19 protein-coding genes and 2 pseudogenes are annotated in these 18,737 nt (G+C 67.3%); 10 read left to right on the plus strand and 11 right to left on the minus strand.

The window, feature by feature from the left end; genetic code table 11:
- Positions 1-395 (plus strand): annotated as a pseudogene (locus VF649_RS07380) (hypothetical protein); the annotation flags it as partial.
- Positions 388-2,640 (plus strand): xanthine dehydrogenase family protein molybdopterin-binding subunit, encoded by a 2,253-nt coding sequence (locus VF649_RS07385; protein ID WP_331011318.1) that lies wholly within the window; start codon positions 388-390, stop codon positions 2,638-2,640. The pseudogene VF649_RS07380 and the gene VF649_RS07385, both read left to right, overlap by 8 nt.
- A gap of 103 nt (positions 2,641-2,743) precedes the next feature.
- Here the strand turns inward: VF649_RS07385 and VF649_RS07390 are convergent, their stop codons facing one another.
- Positions 2,744-3,673 (minus strand): PEPxxWA-CTERM sorting domain-containing protein, encoded by a 930-nt coding sequence (locus VF649_RS07390; protein ID WP_331011319.1) that lies wholly within the window; start codon positions 3,671-3,673, stop codon positions 2,744-2,746.
- Positions 3,674-3,784: 111 nt separating this feature from the next.
- Here VF649_RS07390 and phhA point away from each other — a divergent pair, with 111 nt between their 5' ends.
- Positions 3,785-4,633 carry a phenylalanine 4-monooxygenase gene (gene phhA, locus VF649_RS07395; RefSeq protein ID WP_331011320.1) on the plus strand — a complete coding sequence of 283 codons (849 nt, stop codon included), beginning with the start codon at positions 3,785-3,787 and terminating at the stop codon, positions 4,631-4,633.
- Between the two features lie 19 nt (positions 4,634-4,652).
- Here phhA and VF649_RS07400 read toward each other — a convergent pair whose 3' ends face one another.
- The 3 genes from VF649_RS07400 to rimO form a co-directional block, all read right to left on the minus strand.
- Positions 4,653-5,666 carry a 50S ribosomal protein L11 methyltransferase gene (locus tag VF649_RS07400; protein WP_331011321.1) on the minus strand — a complete coding sequence of 338 codons (1,014 nt, stop codon included), beginning with the start codon at positions 5,664-5,666 and terminating at the stop codon, positions 4,653-4,655.
- Positions 5,656-6,366 (minus strand): SDR family oxidoreductase, encoded by a 711-nt coding sequence (locus VF649_RS07405; RefSeq protein WP_331011322.1) that lies wholly within the window; start codon positions 6,364-6,366, stop codon positions 5,656-5,658. Before VF649_RS07405 ends, VF649_RS07400 begins: the two co-directional genes overlap by 11 nt.
- A gap of 294 nt (positions 6,367-6,660) precedes the next feature.
- Positions 6,661-7,995, minus strand: a complete 1,335-nt coding sequence (gene rimO / locus VF649_RS07410; RefSeq protein WP_331011323.1) for a 30S ribosomal protein S12 methylthiotransferase RimO — start codon at positions 7,993-7,995, stop codon at positions 6,661-6,663.
- Positions 7,996-8,114: 119 nt separating this feature from the next.
- Here rimO and VF649_RS07415 point away from each other — a divergent pair.
- A pseudogene (locus tag VF649_RS07415) lies at positions 8,115-8,413 on the plus strand (GIY-YIG nuclease family protein).
- Positions 8,414-8,533: 120 nt separating this feature from the next.
- On the opposite strand, the gene VF649_RS07420 reads toward VF649_RS07415, so the two are convergent.
- From VF649_RS07420 to serS, 3 genes are all read right to left on the minus strand, one after another.
- The gene (locus VF649_RS07420; RefSeq protein ID WP_331011324.1) at positions 8,534-9,661 is read right to left on the minus strand and encodes a M23 family metallopeptidase; all 1,128 of its coding nucleotides are present in this window, start codon (positions 9,659-9,661) and stop codon (positions 8,534-8,536) included.
- Between the two features lie 209 nt (positions 9,662-9,870).
- The gene (gene surE, locus VF649_RS07425) at positions 9,871-10,632 is read right to left on the minus strand and encodes a 5'/3'-nucleotidase SurE (RefSeq protein WP_331011325.1); all 762 of its coding nucleotides are present in this window, start codon (positions 10,630-10,632) and stop codon (positions 9,871-9,873) included.
- A complete protein-coding gene (serS, locus tag VF649_RS07430) occupies positions 10,632-11,906 on the minus strand; it encodes a serine--tRNA ligase (RefSeq protein ID WP_331011326.1) in 1,275 nt (424 codons plus the stop codon). Before serS ends, surE begins: the two co-directional genes overlap by 1 nt.
- 47 nt (positions 11,907-11,953) lie before the next feature.
- On the opposite strand from serS, the gene VF649_RS07435 reads away from it, so the two are divergent.
- Both VF649_RS07435 and VF649_RS07440 read left to right on the plus strand, forming a co-directional pair.
- Entirely contained in the window at positions 11,954-12,316 is a 363-nt protein-coding gene (locus VF649_RS07435) for a hypothetical protein (protein WP_331011327.1), read from the plus strand.
- Positions 12,313-12,882 (plus strand): hypothetical protein, encoded by a 570-nt coding sequence (locus VF649_RS07440; RefSeq protein WP_331011328.1) that lies wholly within the window; start codon positions 12,313-12,315, stop codon positions 12,880-12,882. Before VF649_RS07435 ends, VF649_RS07440 begins: the two co-directional genes overlap by 4 nt.
- A gap of 77 nt (positions 12,883-12,959) precedes the next feature.
- On the opposite strand, the gene VF649_RS07445 is transcribed toward VF649_RS07440, so the two are convergent.
- A complete protein-coding gene (locus tag VF649_RS07445) occupies positions 12,960-13,955 on the minus strand; it encodes a PEP-CTERM sorting domain-containing protein (RefSeq protein ID WP_331011329.1) in 996 nt (331 codons plus the stop codon).
- Between the two features lie 532 nt (positions 13,956-14,487).
- Between VF649_RS07445 and dksA the strand changes: the two genes are divergently transcribed.
- Together dksA and VF649_RS07455 are read left to right on the plus strand one after the other, a co-directional pair.
- Positions 14,488-14,853, plus strand: a complete 366-nt coding sequence (gene dksA, locus VF649_RS07450) for an RNA polymerase-binding protein DksA (protein ID WP_331011336.1) — start codon at positions 14,488-14,490, stop codon at positions 14,851-14,853.
- 98 nt (positions 14,854-14,951) lie between these two features.
- Positions 14,952-15,341 carry a PilZ domain-containing protein gene (locus VF649_RS07455; RefSeq protein ID WP_331011330.1) on the plus strand — a complete coding sequence of 130 codons (390 nt, stop codon included), beginning with the start codon at positions 14,952-14,954 and terminating at the stop codon, positions 15,339-15,341.
- Between the two features lie 80 nt (positions 15,342-15,421).
- Here the strand turns inward: VF649_RS07455 and VF649_RS07460 are convergent, their stop codons facing one another.
- Positions 15,422-15,577 (minus strand): YdcH family protein, encoded by a 156-nt coding sequence (locus tag VF649_RS07460; RefSeq protein WP_331011331.1) that lies wholly within the window; start codon positions 15,575-15,577, stop codon positions 15,422-15,424.
- A 200-nt stretch (positions 15,578-15,777) separates the two neighbouring features.
- On the opposite strand from VF649_RS07460, the gene VF649_RS07465 reads away from it, so the two are divergent.
- Positions 15,778-15,969, plus strand: a complete 192-nt coding sequence (locus VF649_RS07465; protein WP_331011332.1) for a YdcH family protein — start codon at positions 15,778-15,780, stop codon at positions 15,967-15,969.
- Between the two features lie 108 nt (positions 15,970-16,077).
- The gene (locus VF649_RS07470; protein ID WP_331011333.1) at positions 16,078-16,524 is read left to right on the plus strand and encodes a DUF1465 family protein; all 447 of its coding nucleotides are present in this window, start codon (positions 16,078-16,080) and stop codon (positions 16,522-16,524) included.
- Positions 16,525-16,533: 9 nt separating this feature from the next.
- Here VF649_RS07470 and VF649_RS07475 read toward each other — a convergent pair whose 3' ends face one another.
- Positions 16,534-17,502, minus strand: a complete 969-nt coding sequence (locus tag VF649_RS07475) for a nitronate monooxygenase family protein (RefSeq protein WP_331011334.1) — start codon at positions 17,500-17,502, stop codon at positions 16,534-16,536.
- Between the two features lie 75 nt (positions 17,503-17,577).
- The coding region (locus VF649_RS07480) for an ATP-binding protein (RefSeq protein WP_331011335.1) at positions 17,578-18,737 on the minus strand (1,160 nt) is incomplete at its 5' end.

Genomic DNA, 18,737 nt, shown 5'->3' on the forward strand with positions numbered 1-18,737 from the left:
AGGCGTTTGCCGGGCATTCCCGGTACATCAAGGTGCGGGAACGGACATCCTATGCCTTTGCGGTGGTGTCCGCCGCCGCGGGGCTCGACATGGCCGATGGCCGCATCCGTCAGGCGAGGCTGGCGCTGGGCGGGGTGGCGCACAAACCGTGGCGTGCCGCCGCGGCCGAAGCGGTGCTGATCGACGCCGTGCCGGACCGCGCCGCGTTCGAGCGCGCGGCGGAGGTTGCGCTGGCGGATGCCGCACCGTCCGGAGGCAATGGTTTCAAGATCGCGCTGGCGCGGCGGATCGTCGTCCGAACGTTCCTGCGTGCGGCGGCGGGGACGCCCGATCGCCTGCCGGCGCTGCCCGCGTCGCCCCTTGCCGCCCTGGCCGGAGAAATCGTTCATGGTTGATGTCCTGCTCAACACGGCGCCGCTGCACCGGCGTCACGGATCCAATATCGGGCAACCGCTGACGCGAGCCGAAGGGCCGTTGAAGGTGACCGGGCGCGCGACCTATGCCGCGGACAACCATCCGGACGGCATGTTGCATGCGGTGATGGCGGTCAGCGCGATCGCGCATGGCCGGGTCGCGACGCTGGACCGCGCCGCGGCCGAGGCGCATCCCGGCGTGGTCGCCGTGATGACGCCGGAGAACCGCCCCGCGCTGGCCCAGGATCCGGACGCGAAGCTGCATGGGTTCATGTTCCGGCTGGACCTGCTCCAGAATGACCGTGTCCGCTACGCGCATCAGCCGATCGCGGTGGTGATCGCGACATCGCTGGAGGCGGCGACCGAGGGCGCCGCGCTGCTGGCGCCGACCTATGTCGCCGAGACGCCGCGGGTCGGGCTGGACGCGGCCAAGCCGTTCGTGCCGCAGGCCGTCGGTGCGGGGCAGCCGGCGGCGATGGCGAAGGGCGATGTCGACGGAGCACTGGCCGCAGCCAGCATGCGGATCGACGCGCAATATGAAACGCCGCCGCAATATCACAATGCGATGGAGCCGCATGCCATCGTGGCGATGTGGGATGGCGACCGGTTGACCATCGACATGCCGAGCCAGGGCATGACGATGGCGCAGCAACGGATCGCCGGACTGTTCGGGATCGATCCGGACGACATCCTGATCCGCAGCCCCTATCTTGGGGGCGGTTTCGGATCGAAGGGCCTGATTTCCGGGCCGATGATCCTGGGGATCCTGGCCGCGCGGCTGGTGGGTAGGCCGGTCAAGCTGGTTCTGCGGCGGGAACAGATGTACGGGCCGGTCAGCCACCGCGGGCCGACGCGCCAGACGGTGCAGGTCGGGGCCGATGCCGACGGGCGGCTGACGGCGCTGCGCCATCATACCCGCACCGCATCCAGCCTGTTCGACGATTTCTTCGAGCCGGCGTCGGGCAGTTCGCAATCGATCTACGCCAGCCCGGCGATCGCGACGAGCCATGACGCGGTGCGCGTCCATTCGGGGACGCCCGGCTTCATGCGCGCACCGGGTGAGGCGACCGGATCGATCGCACTGGAATGCGCGATCGACGAGGCAGCGCATGCGTGCGGGATGGATCCGCTCGCCTTTCGCCTTGCCAATTATGCCGAGGTCGATCCGATGTCCGGCCGGCCATTTTCCTCCAAGGCGCTGCGCGAATGCTATGCGCAGGCGGCGGAGCGGTTCGGCTGGGCCGGGCGGCCGATCGCGCCGGGGACGATGCGCGACGCGAACGGCCTGCGCATCGGGTGGGGCATGGGCACGGCGATCTTCCCCGCGCTGATGTTTGCCGGCAACGCCCGCGCGGTGATCCGCGACGACGGGCGTGGCACGGTGGAGATCGGCGCGCAGGACATGGGCCAGGGCGCGTGGACCGCGCTGGCGCAGATCGCGGCGGACAGCCTGGGGCTGGACCTGGCGGAGACGGAGTTCCGGTCGGGCAGTTCCGATCTGCCCGATGCCGGCATCGCTGGTGGATCCGGTCATACCGCGACGGCGGGGATGGCGATCCATGAGGCGGGCGCGGCGGTGATCGCCGAACTGGCCGCGCTGGCGACCAACGATGCGCAATCGCCGCTCTACGGTGCGGGCAATGCCGGCGTGGTTGCGGAAGGCGGCAGGCTGATCCGCCGGGACGACCCGAGCCGCGGCGAATCCTATGTCGATATCCTGTGGCGTGCGGGGCGGAGCGAGGTGGAAGGGACCGGCAGCAGCGCGCAGGATCCGGCGGCCGAGGCCTATTCGCTGCACGCGCACGGAGCGGTGTTCGCCGAAGTGGCGGTCGATCCCGACCTGGGCCAGATCCGCGTGACGCGGATGGTGGGCGCGTTCGCGGCGGGACGGGTGATCAACCCGCGCATGGTGGACAGCCAGCTCTATGGCGGCATGATCTGGGGCGTGTCCTTTGCCCTGCACGAACAGGCGATCGTCGACCCGCGGACCGGCCGGATCATGAACGCCAATCTGGGCGATTATCATGTGCCGGTGAATGCCGACGTGCCGTCGATCACCTGCATCCAGGTGCCGGAGGACGACCCGCATGTGAACGCGCTGGGCATCAAGGGCGTGGGCGAGATCGGGATCACGGGCAGTGCCGGCGCGGTCGCGAACGCCGTGTGGCACGCGACCGGCATCCGGCCGCGGCGGTTTCCGATCGCGCTGGAAACTTTGCTGTCATAGACGGCTTGGCGGGCACGACCGAAAAGTTCAATTCGGTCGTGCCCGCCACCGAGATCGGCCAACGTGGAAACCGGAACCGGTTATTACTATGCCGTGATCTGGATTATGCGAGAAACTTCAAGTCTGGTGCATGACGTCTGACGTCGCCACGAAGTGCATATCCGATCATGGCAAAGCCGAGGATGATCAGAGCCCATTGCGACGGCTCGGGTACGGCAGCCGCCGTAAGTGCAGATTGGAAATTGAAACTGCCGTCCGGGCCTTGGACGAGTAACCCGGTATCGGATGTCAAGGTCGCGTTATTGCTCAGCGTGATACCTTGAAGGAGCGCGGTGTTGGCAAATGCAAAATTGGCATAATGCAGATCGCTCAGCTGTAAGAGGCCGTAGACGAAAAACTCTTCCCCAGCAGCTACGTCAAATTGCAACGCCAGCAGTGAATCATAGTCGTCAAAGCCACAGCTTTCCCCAGCGCAGAGTATGTTGGAGGCGAGAACGGGATGGTTGCCGTCAAACATGGCATCGATGTCGCCATCGGACTGATCGGTATCGAAAGAGCCGACACGGCCACCTACGGCGTTCAGAAAGTAGTTGAAAGCAATGGGTGGATCTTCGTCGTCCAGATCCTCCTGTGGAACGATTAAGGGTGTCGCAGATCCATCGACCCTCACCGAGAAGGTGACACGTACCGGACCTGCGACGTCACTGCCAACCCTGAAATTGGCACCCCAGAGCGATCCTGCTTCTACCCCCCCCCCATTTTCATCGCGCGCGGCGATCTTGTTTACGCCAAGGTCGGTTTTTACGTTCACGGAGGATCCATCGGAACTCGCCTGGATCAGATCATTTGGCAGATAGCTGTGTAATCGAATATTTTCATCGCCATCGGCCGCATTGAGGCTGGATATCACCAAGCTCGCGGAGCCGGGCGTAGCGGCCAGCAAAGCGACCAGCACGGCTATGACTTTTCTAGCTATCATGTCATTTCCCCATTTCATCATCGATCCCAGACCATGTTTTCGCGTGATGTTCATCATCCATTTGGGGTATGCGCGGAAAAAGCGGGGCGCCGTTGGTGACATGGATTTCACCGATAGAGCGAAGCCGCTTTGGCGGTTTGGATGTGGCATGTTAGGATCGTTTCCATGGAAACGAACAGCGCCGCCCCCGCCGCCGATTGGACGATCCCGCAGGATTGGTCGCATTATACGGCGGAGGAACACCGGACGTGGGATATCCTGTTCGAGCGGCAGTCCGCGCTGTTGCCGGGGCGGGCGAGCGAGACGTTCCTGAAGGGACTGGACGTGCTGAAGCTGTCCAAGCCCGGGATTCCGGACTTTGCGGAACTGTCCGAGCGGCTGATGCGCGCGACGGGATGGCAGGTGGTGGCGGTGCCGGGGCTGGTGCCCGACGCGGTATTCTTCGATCATCTGGCGAACCGGCGGTTCGTGGCGGGCAATTTCATCCGGCGGCCGGATCAGCTGGACTATCTGCAGGAACCGGACGTGTTCCACGATGTGTTCGGGCATGTGCCGATGCTGGCCGACCCGGTCTTCGCGGATTTCATCCAGCTATATGGACAGGGCGGGCAGCGGGCGATGGCGCATGATGCGCTGGACAAGCTGGCGCGCCTATATTGGTACACGGTCGAGTTCGGGCTGGTGCGCGAGGATGGCGCACTGCGCATCTATGGATCGGGTATCGTATCGAGCGCGGGCGAGAGCCGGTTCGCGCTGGACAGCGACAGCCCCAACCGGATCGGATTCGACCTGAAACGGGTGATGCGGACCCGCTACCGGATCGACGATTATCAGCAGAGCTATTTCGTGATTCCGAGTTTCGACGCGCTGTTGAAGGCCGCGGTGGAAACCGACTTTGCCCCGCTCTATGCCGAACTGGCCAATGAACCGGATCTGGAACCCGCAGAGGTGCTGTCCCGGGATCTGGTCTACAACTGGGGCACGCAGGATCATGCGTTGAGCAAGGCGGGGTAGCCGTAAAGGCGCGCCGCGATCACGCGCCGTCGCTGCTCCAGTCGCCGAGGCCCGTGTCGCGGCGCGCGGGCAGGGTGCGCGGGCGCGCGGAAAGGCGCTTGACGAGGCGGAGCGTGGGCCAGTCGCCGGTGTCGATCCGTTCCGCAAGGCGAAGGCCGTGGCGGCGATAGGCGGCGGTGACGCGATCCGCCTGGACATCCAGCAGTCCGGCGAGGATCAGCGAGCCGCCGGGTTGCAGCGCGGCCGACAGCGCGGGCGCCAGCGCGATCAGCGGACCGGCCAGGATGTTGGCGATCAGCAGATCATAGGGCGCGCGCGCGATAAGCCGCGGATCGGCGAGGCCCGGCGCGGTCACCAGCGCGACCGCGCCGGAGCCCGTGCCGACCGGAATGGCGTTCATCGCGGCATTTTCGGCGGTGACGGCGATCGAGATCGGATCGATGTCCGACGCGATCACGGCAGCACGCGGCCAGCAGGCACGGGCGGCGAAGGCGAGCAGGCCGGTGCCGGTGCCGATATCGGCGATGGCGCGGAAGCGGTGGCCGCGCGTCTTCAGCCCATCGATCATGTGCAGGCAGCCGGTGGTGGTTTCATGATGGCCGGTGCCGAATGCGCGCCCCGCTTCGATATGGAAGGCAGTGACGCCGGCGGGCACGGCATCGGCATGGGCGGCGGTGTGGACGAAGAACCGGCCCGCGACGATCGGTTCCAGGAACGCCTGGCTGAGCGTCACCCAATCGGCATCCGGCACCCGGTCCAGTTCATAGTCGACGCGGTCGGCGCTGGGCGCGAGCGCACGGACCAGGCGGATCGCCGCGGCGCCGGGTTCGCCTTCGAAATAGGCCTCCAGCAGCCAGTCGTCCGGGCGCGCGGGATCGGGCTCGCTGGTCATGACCGTGGGCGGCGGATCGAGATCGGCGAGCGCGCCGATATCCTCCGCGATCGCATCGGCCTCCGCCTTGGTGCAGGGCAGGACGAGCTTCCAGCTTTCCGACGCCTGGGTCGCGGTCCAGTCGGGCAGGTCAGCGGACATAGCTGGCTCCATTGATGTCGAGGATGGCGCCGGTCATCGACGGCGGGGCGTCGAGTGACAGGAAGCGGACCGCCTCGGCGACCTCCGCCGGCATCGCGACCCGGCCGAGCGGGATATCGGCCAGCAGCGCATCGCCGCCGCGACTGGCAAGATAGTCGTCGGCCATGCCGGTCATGGTGAAGCCGGGGCAGACCGCGAAGGCGAGCACATCTTCCTTCGCATGGCCGCGCGCAATCGACTTGGTCATCGCGACCATGCCGGCCTTGGACGCCGCATAATGCCAGTGGGCGGGGCTGTCGCCACGATAGGCCGCACGGCTGGCGACATTGACGATCCGGCCGCCGCCGTGCCGCGTGCGGATGTGGAGGACGGCGCGGCGGCAGAGTTCCGCGGCGGCGGTCAGGTTGATCTGCATCGTGCGCGCCCAGGCATCGCTCCAGTCGGCGTCGGCCATGTCGACGGGGGCGGCTTCGAAGACGCCGGCATTGTTGATGAGGACATCGATCCGGTTGTCGAGCTGCGTCAGCGCCATGTTCCAGAGCGCGGTCGCACCGGCGGGTGTCGACAGATCGGCGGCGATCCGCCCGGCGCCGGGGGTGGTGGCATGGCCGACGATGCGGACGTCGTCGCCCGCGAACCGTTCGACGATCGCCTGGCCGATGCCGCGGCTGCTGCCGGTGACGAGGATGTGGAGGGTCATGCGGGAGCGATAGGCGGGATGGGTGGGCGGCTCAATGCCGTTGTGGGCGCGCGCGGCTCCTCCCTTGCCGCTCTGCCATCATCCCGGCGCAGCCCGGGATCGCCTTTGGCGTGGTCAGTGCCTGCCGCAGGGAGGCCCTGACGTTTGCGGGGCGACCAAGGGTGAGGGGTGGCCCCCCCAATTCAACCCTGATATCCGTTCGTGTCGAGCCAGGTCGACACACGCCACGCTGCGCCTGTGTCACGGCACTCGACTGCGCTCGGGATGAACGGGTCAGATATCAGGGTTATGGCCTCAGATCAGCGGCACCCCGAACAGGTCATGCTCGTCGGCATCCTCGATTTCGACGGCGACGATGTCGCCCTGCTGGAGGTGGCCGGCATCGCGAAGGTGGACCTCGCCGTCGATTTCCGGGGCGTCGGCGCGGGAGCGGCCGGTGGCGCCGCCGTCCTCAGGGTCGACCGCGTCGATGATGACGTCGAGCGTGCGGCCGATCTTGTGCTGGAGCTTGGCCGCGGAGATCAGGGCGGTATGCTCCATGATGCGGGCGTAGCGTTCCTCCTTCACCGCCTCCGGCACGGCGCCGGGCAGGTCGTTGGCGGCGGCGCCGGCCACGGGCTCGAAACGGAACGCGCCGACGCGGTCGAGCTGCGCCTCGGTGAGCCAGTCGAGCAGATATTGGAAATCCGCCTCGGTTTCGCCCGGAAAGCCGACGACGAAGGAGGAGCGGACGGCGATGTCGGGGCAGATGCTGCGCCAGTTCGCCAGCCGTTCGAGCACCTTGGCGTCGTTCGCGGGCCGCTTCATCCGACGCAACACCGACGGCGCGGCATGCTGGAACGGGATGTCGAGATAGGGGAGGACGAGGCCGTCCGCCATCAGCGGGATCACGCGGTCGACATGCGGATAGGGATAGACATAGTGCAGCCGCACCCAGGCACCGAGCTTGCCAAGTTCGCGGGCGAGATCGGTCATGTGCGCGCGGACGGGCGCGCCCTTCCACGGCCATTCGGCGTGGCGCAGGTCGAGCCCGTAGGCGGAGGTATCCTGGCTGATCACGAGCAGTTCGCGGGTGCCGGCGGCGACCAGCTTCTCCGCCTCGCGCAGGATCGCGTCGGGGCGGCGGCTGACGAGATCGCCGCGGATCGCCGGGATGATGCAGAAGGAGCAGCGGTGATTGCAGCCCTCCGAGATCTTCAGATAGCTGTAATGGCGCGGGGTCAGCTTCAGGTCGCGTTCGGGCACCAGGTTGAGGAAGGCCGAGGGCGGCATCGGCGCGGCGTCATAGACCGCGCCGACGACCTGCTCATAGGCCTGCGCGCCCGTGATCGCGAGGATGCCGGGGAAGCGCGCGCGGATCGTCTCCGCCTCGCGCCCCATGCAACCGGTGACGATGACGCGGCCATTCTCGGCCATCGCCTCGCCGATCGCGTCCAGGCTCTCCTCCTTCGCGGAATCGAGGAAGCCGCAGGTGTTGACCAGCACCACGTCCGCGCCCGCATAATCGGGCGACATCGCATAGCCGTCGGCGCGCAGCTTGGTCAGAATGCGTTCGCTGTCGACCAGATTCTTCGGACAGCCGAGCGAGACCATGCCGATCTTTGGCGGGGAGGGGAGAATGGTTGCCATGGGAACGCGCCAGATAGTCGATGTCGGGGCATTTTGCGAGGGGGGCGGTTGCAGGCGCTATCGACTTCCTCGTCGCCCCGGGCTTGACCCGGGGCCCCGCTTGTTCTGACTATCCGATGATGAACGGCACCATGCGCGGCGGATGGGTCTACATCATGGCCGACCGGTATCGCGGGGCGATGTATGTCGTGTAACGGCCGGTCTTGCAACGCGTGTCTACCAACACCGCATGGGCGAGGGATCCGATCATTGCGCGCGATATGGTCTGACGCGACTGGTCTGGGCCGAGCGCGGGGAGGACATCGCGGGCTGCATCGCGCACGAGAAGCGATTGAAGCGCTGGCGGCGCGAATGGAAATTCGCATTGATCGAGCGTGGCAATCCCGAATGGCAGGATCTGTTCGGCACGCTGCCCTGATCCAGAAGAGCAGGAGAGAAGCGGGGCCCCGGCTCAAGGCCGGGGCGACACAGGATCTGGTGTTGGCTCGTACGCCTCTGCACAGCGGCAGCCGCTCCCAAGGCGGGCAGGCACATGCATTTACCCCCGCCGCGGCAGTTGCCCGAACGGATCGACCGGGCGCCTGCCCTGGCGGATTTCGAAGTGGAGCTGGGGTTCGCGGGCGGAGCCGGTTTCGCCGGCGCGGCCGATGATCTGGCCGCGTTTCACCGCCTGGCCGCGGGTGACGAGCAATTGTTCGGCATGGCCGTAGGTGGTGATCCAGCCGCCGCCATGCTTGATGAGGATGAGGCCGCCATAGACCGCGATCTCGGACCCGACATAGGCGACCACGCCGTCCGCCGCGGCCAGGATCGGGGTGCCGGCCGGCACCCCGATGTTGATGCCTTCGTTGACGCGGCCCTGGCCCTGCGGTCCGAAGCGGGCGAGGATCGGACCGGACAGCGGCCAATCGAACCGGCCGGTGAAGCGGGTCGGCGCCTGCACCGGCACCGTGGAGGGCACCGCGCGGCGGGCGGTGCGGACCGGCGCGGCGGGCTTGGCATTGGCGGCGAGCGCGGGTTCGGAGCCGGTGATGAGATCGTCGATATCAAGCTTGAACGCCGCCGCGCGCTCCTCCAGCGTCATCTGGCGGACTTCCTTCGCGCTGGGGATCAGCAGGCGCTGGCCCAGCCGCAGCACATAGGGCGCGGCGAGATCGTTGAGCGCGATCACCCGGTCCCAGGCGGTGCCATAGGCGCGGGCGATGGCAATGCCGGTTTCGCCCGCCCGGACATGGTGATAGCGGCCGCCCGGAATGCGCAGCACCTGACCCCGCCGGACGATGAAGGGCGCGGCAAGTTCATTGGCGCGGGCGATCGCCTCCGACCCCGCGCCGGTGCGATCCGAGATGCGGCGGAGCGAATCGCCGGGCTGGACGGTGTAGCGGCCCTCGGGCACGTCGACTGCATCGGGCACGACCTTGCGCGCGACCCAGGCGGCGGGGGGATCGGCGACCTGCGGCGGGGTGGAGGGCGTGTCGCCCAGCGCGACGGTGCGGATCGGGGCGTCGGTATCAGATGGAGATGGGCGGCGGGCGGGTGGATCGTCGGCGTGGGCGGGGGCTTCGGCCGCTGGGGCGGGCGCATCGAACAGGCCGGGCGGATCGGCCCGCGCGCTTGGGATGCAGGCGGTGAGACCCAGGGCCAGCAGGGGGACGAGGCGACGCATAGCGCCCATACATGCGACATCGAGCGACCTGCCACATCCGTCCATCCCGAGCGTAGTCGAGGGATCGCCGCGAGCATAGCCGAGGGGTTCTAAGTTGGCTTCTCGGCTACGCTCGAAGGGGCCCTCGACTGCGCTCGGGATGGACGGATCAGGCATTCAGGGTTGCTGCTCCAGCCGAAGTGGGCGGTCTTCGGGTGACGATGGGGGGGTCAATATAGCGCGCGCAGTTCCGCAAGCGAGGGGCCGTGGGTGAGATCGAGGTGGAGCGGGGTCACGGCGATATAGCCGTCGTCGATCGCCTCCAGATCGGTGGAGTGCGCCGGCGTATGGACGGCGGGGCCGAGGCCGAACCAGTAATAGGGAAAGCCGCGCGGGTCGGTGCCCTTGACCAGCGTACCGCGGCCATAGTCGCGAATCCCTTGGGACACGACGCGGACGCCCTTGACCGCATCGGCGGGAAGGGCGGGAAAGTTGACGTTGACCAGCGTGCCCGGCACGAACGACCGGTCGATCAGCGGGCGCAGGACACGCTCGCCCCAAGCGATCGCGGCTTCGAACGGAACGCTGTCGCCCATCGCCTCGCGCGCATAGACCTGGCTGAGCGCGATCGAGGGGATGCCGGCCAGCGCCCCTTCCATCGCGGCGGAAACCGTGCCGGAGTAGGTGACGTCCTCGCCCAGATTGGCGCCGCGGTTGACCCCGGACAGGACCAGATCGGGCTTGCCGTCGGGCGTCAGTTCCAGCAGCGCGACCATCACGCTGTCGGTCGGGGTGCCGGTGACGGAGAAGCGGCGATCGCCATGCCTGCGGATGCGGACCGGGCGGTTGAGCGTCAGCGAATGGCCGGCGCCGGATTGTTCCTCCGACGGCGCGACGACGATGATGTCGTCGGAAAAGCGGCGCGCGATCGTTTCCAGCACCTTCAGCCCGCGCGCGTCGATGCCATCGTCATTGGTGAGCAGGATGCGCATCAGGCAGGGTCCAGTCGGTCGAGCTTGGCATAGGGGCGCAAGGCGTCGGGCACGATCACCGATCCGTCGGGCTGCTGATAATTTTCCAGAACCGCGACCAGCGTGCGGCCGACCGCCAGGCCGGAGCCGTTGAGCGTGTGGACGAAACGCGTGCCCTTCGCATCCCCGGTCGGGCGATAGCGCGCGGCCATGCGGCGCGCCTGGAAATCGCCGCAGTTGGAGCAGCTGGAGATTTCGCGGTAACGGTTCTGACCAGGCAGCCAGACCTCCAGATCATAGGTCTTGAGCGCGGTAAAGCCCATGTCGCCGGTGCAGAGCAGCAGCCGGCGATAGGGAAGGTCGAGTGCCTCCAGGATCGATTCGGCGGCCTGGGTCATGCGTTCCAGTTCCTCCATCGATCGATCCGCGGCGACGATCGCGACCATTTCGACCTTTTCGAACTGATGCTGGCGGATCAGGCCGCGGGTATCGCGGCCGGCGGCCCCGGCCTCCGACCGGAAGCAGGGCGTGAGCGCGGTGTAGCGCAGCGGCAGTGCCGTTTCGTCGAGGATGGAGTCGCGCACGAGATTGGTGAGGCTGACTTCCGCCGTCGGGATCAGCCAGCGATCGTCCGTGGTACGGAACAGGTCGTCGGCGAATTTCGGCAGCTGCCCGGTGCCGAACAGCGCATCCCCGCGCACCAGGAGCGGTGGTGCGACCTCGATATAGCCGTTCCGTTCGGTCTGGCGATCGAGCATGAACTGCCCCAGGGCGCGGTTGAGGCGGGCCATCTGACCGCGCAGAACCGCGAAGCGCGCGCCGGACATCGCGGCGGCAGCCTCGAAATCCAGGCCAAGCGCGGGGGCGAAATCCGGATGTTCGCGGGGAGTGTCGATCGGGCGGGGGGTGCCCCAGCGCTTGACCTCGACATTGCCGGCTTCGTCCACGCCGTCCGGCACGTCGGCAGCGGGCAGATTGGGCAGGGCGGCGAGGCGGGCGTCCAGCGTATCGCCGATCCGGGCGGACTCCGCCTCCAGTTCCGGCATGCGGACCTTGAGCGTCGCGACCTCCGCCATCAGGTCCGCCGCGGTGGCGTCGTCGCGTGCGGCCTTCGCGGCGCCGATCGCCTTCGATGCCTCGTTACGACGGGTCTGCGCCGCCTGCAATTCGGTCGCCAGCCGGCGGCGGTCGGCGTCGTGCGCGAGCAGTGCGTCCGATTCCGGGGCGAGACCACGGCGGGCAAGCCCGGCGTCGAATGCGGCGGGATCATCGCGGATCAGGCGGATATCATGCATGGGCGAGATCCTATGGCGGCCACCCCGCCCATCCGCAACCCTATCCCATGATCGGCGTTGGCAAGGCAGGCATGAAGAACAAGGAGATGATCCAGCGCGACAGGCGGGCGAATATGGGCGAATATTGCCCGATATTGCAGGATACTGGCGGATGCGACACGATCGATCCTGGTGAATGCGCAGGCCGCCACGTCCGCAGGACGGGCGCCGAACAGCCGCGAACATCGACAGAATTTGCCTGCTTCGGATGGTTCAGCCGGCCGTCAGGTGGCATGGGTCAGGGTGCTGCAATAGCAGGACAGGCTCGTTCCATCCCTGTGACGGCGCGTTTCATCGTCGGAAAACACGATTTTGCTTGGAGATCGCATACCGATCCCCAATTTCATTACGGAAGGGAGACCATATCATGAAGACGTTCATTCTCATTGCAGGCGCGGCCCTCATGGCGAGCGGCGCACAGGCGCAGACTGCCGCGACCACGGCACCCACGGCCAGCAGCGCCGCATCGAAGGTCACGACCGGCGCGACCGTGACGGATACCGCTGGCGGTACCGTCGGCACGATCAAGTCCGTCGATGCCGGCTTCGCGGTGCTGTCGACCGGCACGGTCGAAGTCCGCCTGCCGCTGTCCTCCTTTGCCAATGGCGCGAGCGGACCCGTGATCGCGATGACCAAGGCACAGGTCGAAAGCGCCGCGTCGGGCGCGACGGCGGAGCGCCAGGCGAAGCTGGCGGCGCAGATCACGGCGGGGACGACCGTGATGGACCAGCAGGGCGGCACCGTCGGCAAGATCGAGTCGGTCGACGGGCAGTTCGCGACCGTCGCGACCGCCAACAACAAGGTGAAGTTGCCGGTCAGCGCCTTTGCCGCCGGCGAGAGCGGCCCGGTGATCGGCATGACCGCCGCGCAGCTGGATGCCGCGGCTGCCGCTGCGGCACCGGCGCCCGCCGCCGATGCCCCGAAGACGGCGAAGTAACAGGGGATCCGCCGACGCGGCCCCGATCAGCCCCTTCCGGAGCGATCCGGGAGGGGTTTTTCATGTCCGGTAAGAGGTTATTCCGCGTCGGGTTCGGCGCGGTCGTGCGCCTTGCGACGGCCGATCTGGCGGCGGGCGACCAGCGCGGCTGCGGCGGCGCCGAACAGCAGGACCATCGGCGGCGCCGGTACGGGCGTGGGATCATCCGGATGATGCGGCGGAACATGACCGCTGCTGGTCCCCGAACTGCCGCTGCTTCCGGTGCTGGTGCTCGTGCTGCTGCTGCCGCTCGTGCTGCCGGACGTGGAGGAGGATGTCGACGAGCTGCCGCTGGTCGAACTGGAGCCCGACGTGGATGTCGAGCCACCGCTGGTGGAGGTGGACCCGCCGCTGGTGGAGGTGGACGTCGATCCGCCGCTGGTCGACGTGGAGCTGCCCCCCGTCGATGTCGAGCTGCCGCCGGTCGAGGTGGAACTGCCGCCGGTCGACGTGGAACTGCCGCCAGTCGAGGTCGAGCTTCCGCCCGAGGACTGATTCTGGTTCTGGTTCTGGTCGACATTGACCGTCGTTCCGCCACCGGTGGAGGAGGAGGTCGATCCGGTCGAGCTGATGTCGCCCCCGGACGTCGAGCTGACGACGCCGTTCGACGAACTGGTGGTCGTGGTGGAGATATTGCCGGTGCTGCTGCCGCCTCCGCTGGAACTGCCGCCGAAGAAGCCGCCGAAGAACCCACCGCCGCCGAAACCGCTGGATCCGCCCAGCACGACGGGAAAGCCGCCGCCCTGGCTGCTGAACCCCGGATCGCCGGCATAGCGCGGCTGCGGATCATAGGGCGGATCGGCGGGGGTCGAGACGATGGTGGTGGTGCCGGGCGTGCATGTCGTGGTGACGGTGCGGCGGATCCGGCGGACGATGCGGGCCGGCGGTGGCGGACGATAGGCGACGCGTTGCGGCTTCACCTTCGCATATTGGACGCGCGCCGGCCGTTCGGCGACATGGACCGCGCCACCGCCGATGACCGCGCCACCGCAGGCGCAGGCACAGAGTTTCGCCAAGGCCATCTTCACCGACATGGTTCTGTCTTTCGTTCTTTCTCAGCGCCACCGGTACGATCCGAGATCTTCGATGGAAGTCCCCAGCCGCTGCACAACATATTCTAGACGAGGGAATGCAGAATAAATTCCTAACCGCAATATCCTTAACTCTCTTTTTGTCGGCGCGGCGACAAAATGTCAGGCGGCGATGCCGGATCGGACGGTTCGTCGTCCCGTTGCGGGACATGAGAAATCGACGTCATGCCGGTGTTTCGCGGCGTCGTTCGCATGGCATGGCACGCGCGAATCACAGAAAGACGCGGACGGTGCGCCATGACCGGCGGGCAGCCGCGATCAACCCGATGACGTCTGCTTGTGCGACCCCGGTGTCGGCGATATAGGCCCGCGCAGACGCCCGCCGATCCATGATCGACGCCGATCAGTCCCGGACGGGCGAAGGAGAGCGGAAACCATGATGGCGACGGCAGCAACAGGCGCTCCGGACGCAGACGGGCTGGTAGAGGAGGATGTCCTGCGTCCCGACTACAGACCGTCGCCGGACGAAGAGTTCATGAACCCCGCGCAGCAGCAATATTTTCGACGCAAGCTGCTCGACTGGAAAGACGCAATCCTGCGGGAAGCGCAGGGTACATTGGCGCAATTGCAGACCGATACGCTGCGCGAAGCCGATTCAACCGATCGCGCGTCCAGCGAGACGGACTGGTCGATCGAGTTGCGGACGCGTGATCGGCAACGCAAGCTGATTTCCAAGATCGACGCGGCGTTGCGCCGGATCGATGCCGGCGAATATGGCTATTGCGACGTGACCGGTGAGCCGATCTCGCTGGGCCGGCTGGAGGCGCGGCCGATCGCGACGATGACGGTCGAAGCGCAGGAACGGCACGAGCGCAACGAGAAGGTATCGCGCGAAGAATGATCCCCGCCGGGTTAACGATTTCTCCAGCCCGGCGATGTAGACCCGCCTGATCGCGAGCGGATCGGCCCGATCCACCGGTACAGAGGAGTTTGGGGGACGTGCCCGACCGTTTCGATCCCGAATGCGATCTTGCTGCCGAGGCGGCCTTGCATCAGCGGATCGCAGCGCGGGACAGCATGTTCCTGCAGGCGCGGGTGATCCGCGCGGACGGATCGGATGTGGCATTGCGGGTTCGCAACCTGTCCGCCGGCGGCATGATGGCCGAATCCGAACAGCCGTTCGTCAAGGACGAGCGGGTGACGGTGGAGTTGCGCAGCGTGGGCATGGTCGGCGCGCGGATCGCGTGGATCAACGCCCCGCGTTTCGGGGTTGCGTTCGACCGTCCGATCGACCCGAAGCTGGCGCGCAAGGCGCCCGCGCAGTCACCGGGCACGAACCTGACGCTGTTGACGCCCACCGGCAAATTGTGGCGGCCTGGCCTGAAGTGACCCGGACGGGATCATGCGGTCCCGACCCCGTGACGGTTCCGAGCCGAACATCGTGCGACCCGGAACCCCGCGCGACGTGATCAGCTGCGGTGCAGCGCTTCCTTGATCCGCAATTTCTGTTTCTTGAGGCGGGCGAGCAGGGTGGTATCGGGCGCGGGCCGCGTCCGTTCGGCGTGGATCATGTCATCCAGCCCCGCATGCTTGGCGCTCAGCGCCGACTCATGTCCGGTGTCCATCGAGATGGTCTCCTTTCTGCCACTGTCAGAATAGACAATAGATCATCGATTGCGCCGGCTGTCAGCCCTTTGCCGATCGATTTCGACGGGTTGCAGCAAACGGTGCGACCAGTGGAAAAACGCCAACGGACGGGCTTGAGTGTGCCCCGGTTCGCCCGTATCCGGGGATCCGGGCGCAGCGGCTTGGGAACGATTTCGACATGGACGAACTCGCGCAGCGGATCGAGGTCATGCGGATCGAGCATCGCGATCTGGACGACGCCATCGCCGCGCTGAACAGCGCGACGGTGCGCGACGAACTGCAGATCGCCCGGCTGAAACGCCGCAAGCTGCGCCTGCGGGACGAAATCGCCCAGGCCGAGGACATGCTGGTCCCCGATATCATCGCCTGACCCGGGCACGCGACCGGTAGCACTGCTTCGATTTTTACCCTCTTTGTCCATTTCCCATAGGGTCGCCATGTGCGATGCGGCGGGGCTGACACTGTGCGGAGACGGCGAATGACCGACGACGATCATTATGGCCTGACCGAACGCCTGGTCGACGCGCTGCACACCGAAGCGTTGTTGATGGCGGACGAGGCGCGCGCCTATTTCGACGAGCAGGGGCGGGTGGAGCGCGACCGGCTGGCACCCGCGGAACGGGTATTGTTCGCGTGCGAATCGCTGAAGGTGACGACACGCCTGATGCATGTGATCGCCTGGCTGTTGTCGCGGCGGGCGTACCGGACGCAGCCGGACGCGGTTCAGCCCCCGCGGCCGGTGGCGGACCCGATCGCGAGCAGCCCCGAGGATGTCGCGGCGCTGCCCCCGGTCGCGCAGCAGCTGATCAGCGCCAGCCGCGATCTGCACGAGCGTGTGCGCCGGCTGGAAACCGACATCCTGCGCGGGACGAACGAAGGCAGCCCGGCGCGGCTGTTGATGGGGCGGCTGGAGCGTGCGCTATAGCGTGACGGGTCAGGAGCCGATCCGGCGGGCGAGATCGGCGCGCGCCGCGGCATAGCCTTCGGCCAAGCGGTCGACCAGCACCCCGGCGGGTTCGACGGCCTGGATCGCGCCGATCCCCTGGCCCGATCCCCAGATGTCGCGCCACGCCTTCGTCTTGCCGGCGCCGGTGCCGAAATCCATGGTCTTCAGGTCCCCCTCCGGAAGGGCGTCGGGATCCAGCCCGGCGGCCACGATCGATGCGCGCAGATAATTGCCGTGAACGCCGGTGAAGAGATTGGAGTAGACGATATCGGCGGCGCGGCCGTCGACAATGCCCTGCTTGTAGGCGGCATCGGCATTCGCCTCCGTCGTCGCGATGAAGGGCGAGCCGATATAGGCAAGGTCGGCGCCGAGCGCCTGCGCCGCCAGGATGGACGCCCCGGTGGCGATGGCGCCGGACAGGATCAGCGGCCCGGTGAACCAATCGCGGATTTCCCGCACCAGCGCGAACGGCGACAGGGTGCCGGCATGGCCGCCCGCGCCGGCGGCGACCGCGATCAACCCGTCCGCGCCCTTGTCGATCGCCTTGCGCGCGAAGCGATCGTCGATGATGTCGTGCAACGTGATCCCGCCCCAGCCATGGACGGCGGCGTTCAGATCCTCCCGCGCGCCGAGCGAGGTGATGACGATCGGGACCTTCCACCGGGCGCATACGGCAAGATCTGCTTCCAACCGGTCGTTGGAGCGGTGCACGATCTGGTTGACGGCGAACGGCGCAGCCGGCCGGTCGGGATGATCGCGATCATGCGCGGCCAGTTCCTCCGTGATCCGGGCAAGCCAGTCGTCCAGCACGCCGGCCGGCCGGGCGTTCAGCGCGGGAAAGGACCCGACGATCCCGGCCTTGCACTGCGCGATCACCAGATCGGGCGTCGAGATGATGAAGAGGGGCGATGCGATGACGGGGAGTCGCAGCCGGTCGAACAGGGGAGGAAGGCTCATGCACGTAACGATATCGAAATGCCGGCGCGAGGCAAGCGAAGCTTTACGTTTGCGTAAAGGTGAAGCGTCAAGGCTTCAGGCGCTGGCCGTGCTGCTCGGGGCGGCGGCGGTGATCCAGCCGAGCGCAGGCAGACCGATGCGGCGATCACCGCGCATGTCGGTGTGGATCGCGAGCAGCCCCTGCGTCTGGAGATAGGCGAGCAAACGGCGGACGCGGCCGAGCGAATGCGTGCCATAGACCGCCGCAATCTCAGCATCGTCGGGGCAGGGCGCGCCGTCCAGCGCGGCGCGGGCGAGCAGGAGGTAGATGCCCTGCATATCCTCTTCCAGCCCGCGCGCGACATCGGCGGCCGGTGCGAAGCGGGTGTCGTCGGCGATCCCGCCGGCCAGACCGGCGCGCGCCATCGACAGCCGACTGCGGAAGCGGGCGAGGTCATAGCCGGTATCGGCCAGGCCGTGCATGCGGCAGCGCACGCCGAAATCCTGAAACAGGATGGCGGGCGAGCGATAGGCACTGTCCGGTTCGGCGACGATCTCGCCCAGTACGGTCGCGACGATGCGGTCGCGATCGACGCTGCTGACCTGTGGCCGATCGAGCAGCGAGGACATCGGCAACGGCCGGGCGATGTCGCGGATCAGATCATCGGCGGACGGCGCGGCTGGCGGCGGCGGTGGCGGCGCGGCGCGCGGTTCCGCCGGCGGGGCGGCGAACAGCAGCATCTGCGCATCCTCCCCCGTCGGGGCGGGCGCGAGATCGAGGAGTTTCGGGCTGGACGTGCGCGCCTGCGTCTCCACCGCGCCGATGCGGATCGCGACCGGGCGCCGGCAGAGCGCGGGACCGAGCGCCAGGAACTGCCCGCGTTCCAGATCGCGGATCTGTTCGGCCTGGCGGCGTTCCATGCCGAGCAGATCGGCGGCGCGCGCCATGTCGATGTCGAGAAAGGTGCGCCCCATCAGGAAGTTGGAGGCTTCGGCCGCGACATTCTTCGCGAGCTTGGCAAGGCGTTGTGTCGCGATCACGCCCGCCAGCCCGCGTTTCCGCCCGCGACACATGAGGTTGGTCATCGCGCCGAGCGACGCGCGGCGCGCATCGTCCGCGACCTCTCCCGCGGCGGCGGGCGCAAACAACTGCGCCTCGTCAACCACCACCAGTGCCGGGTACCAATGGTCGCGCGGCGCATCGAACAGCGCCATCAGGAACGCCGCGGCGCACCGCATCTGCGCCTCCGCGTCCA

The sequence above is a fragment of the Sphingomonas sp. genome, from assembly GCF_036387535.1.
Classification (GTDB): domain Bacteria; phylum Pseudomonadota; class Alphaproteobacteria; order Sphingomonadales; family Sphingomonadaceae; genus Sphingomonas_R.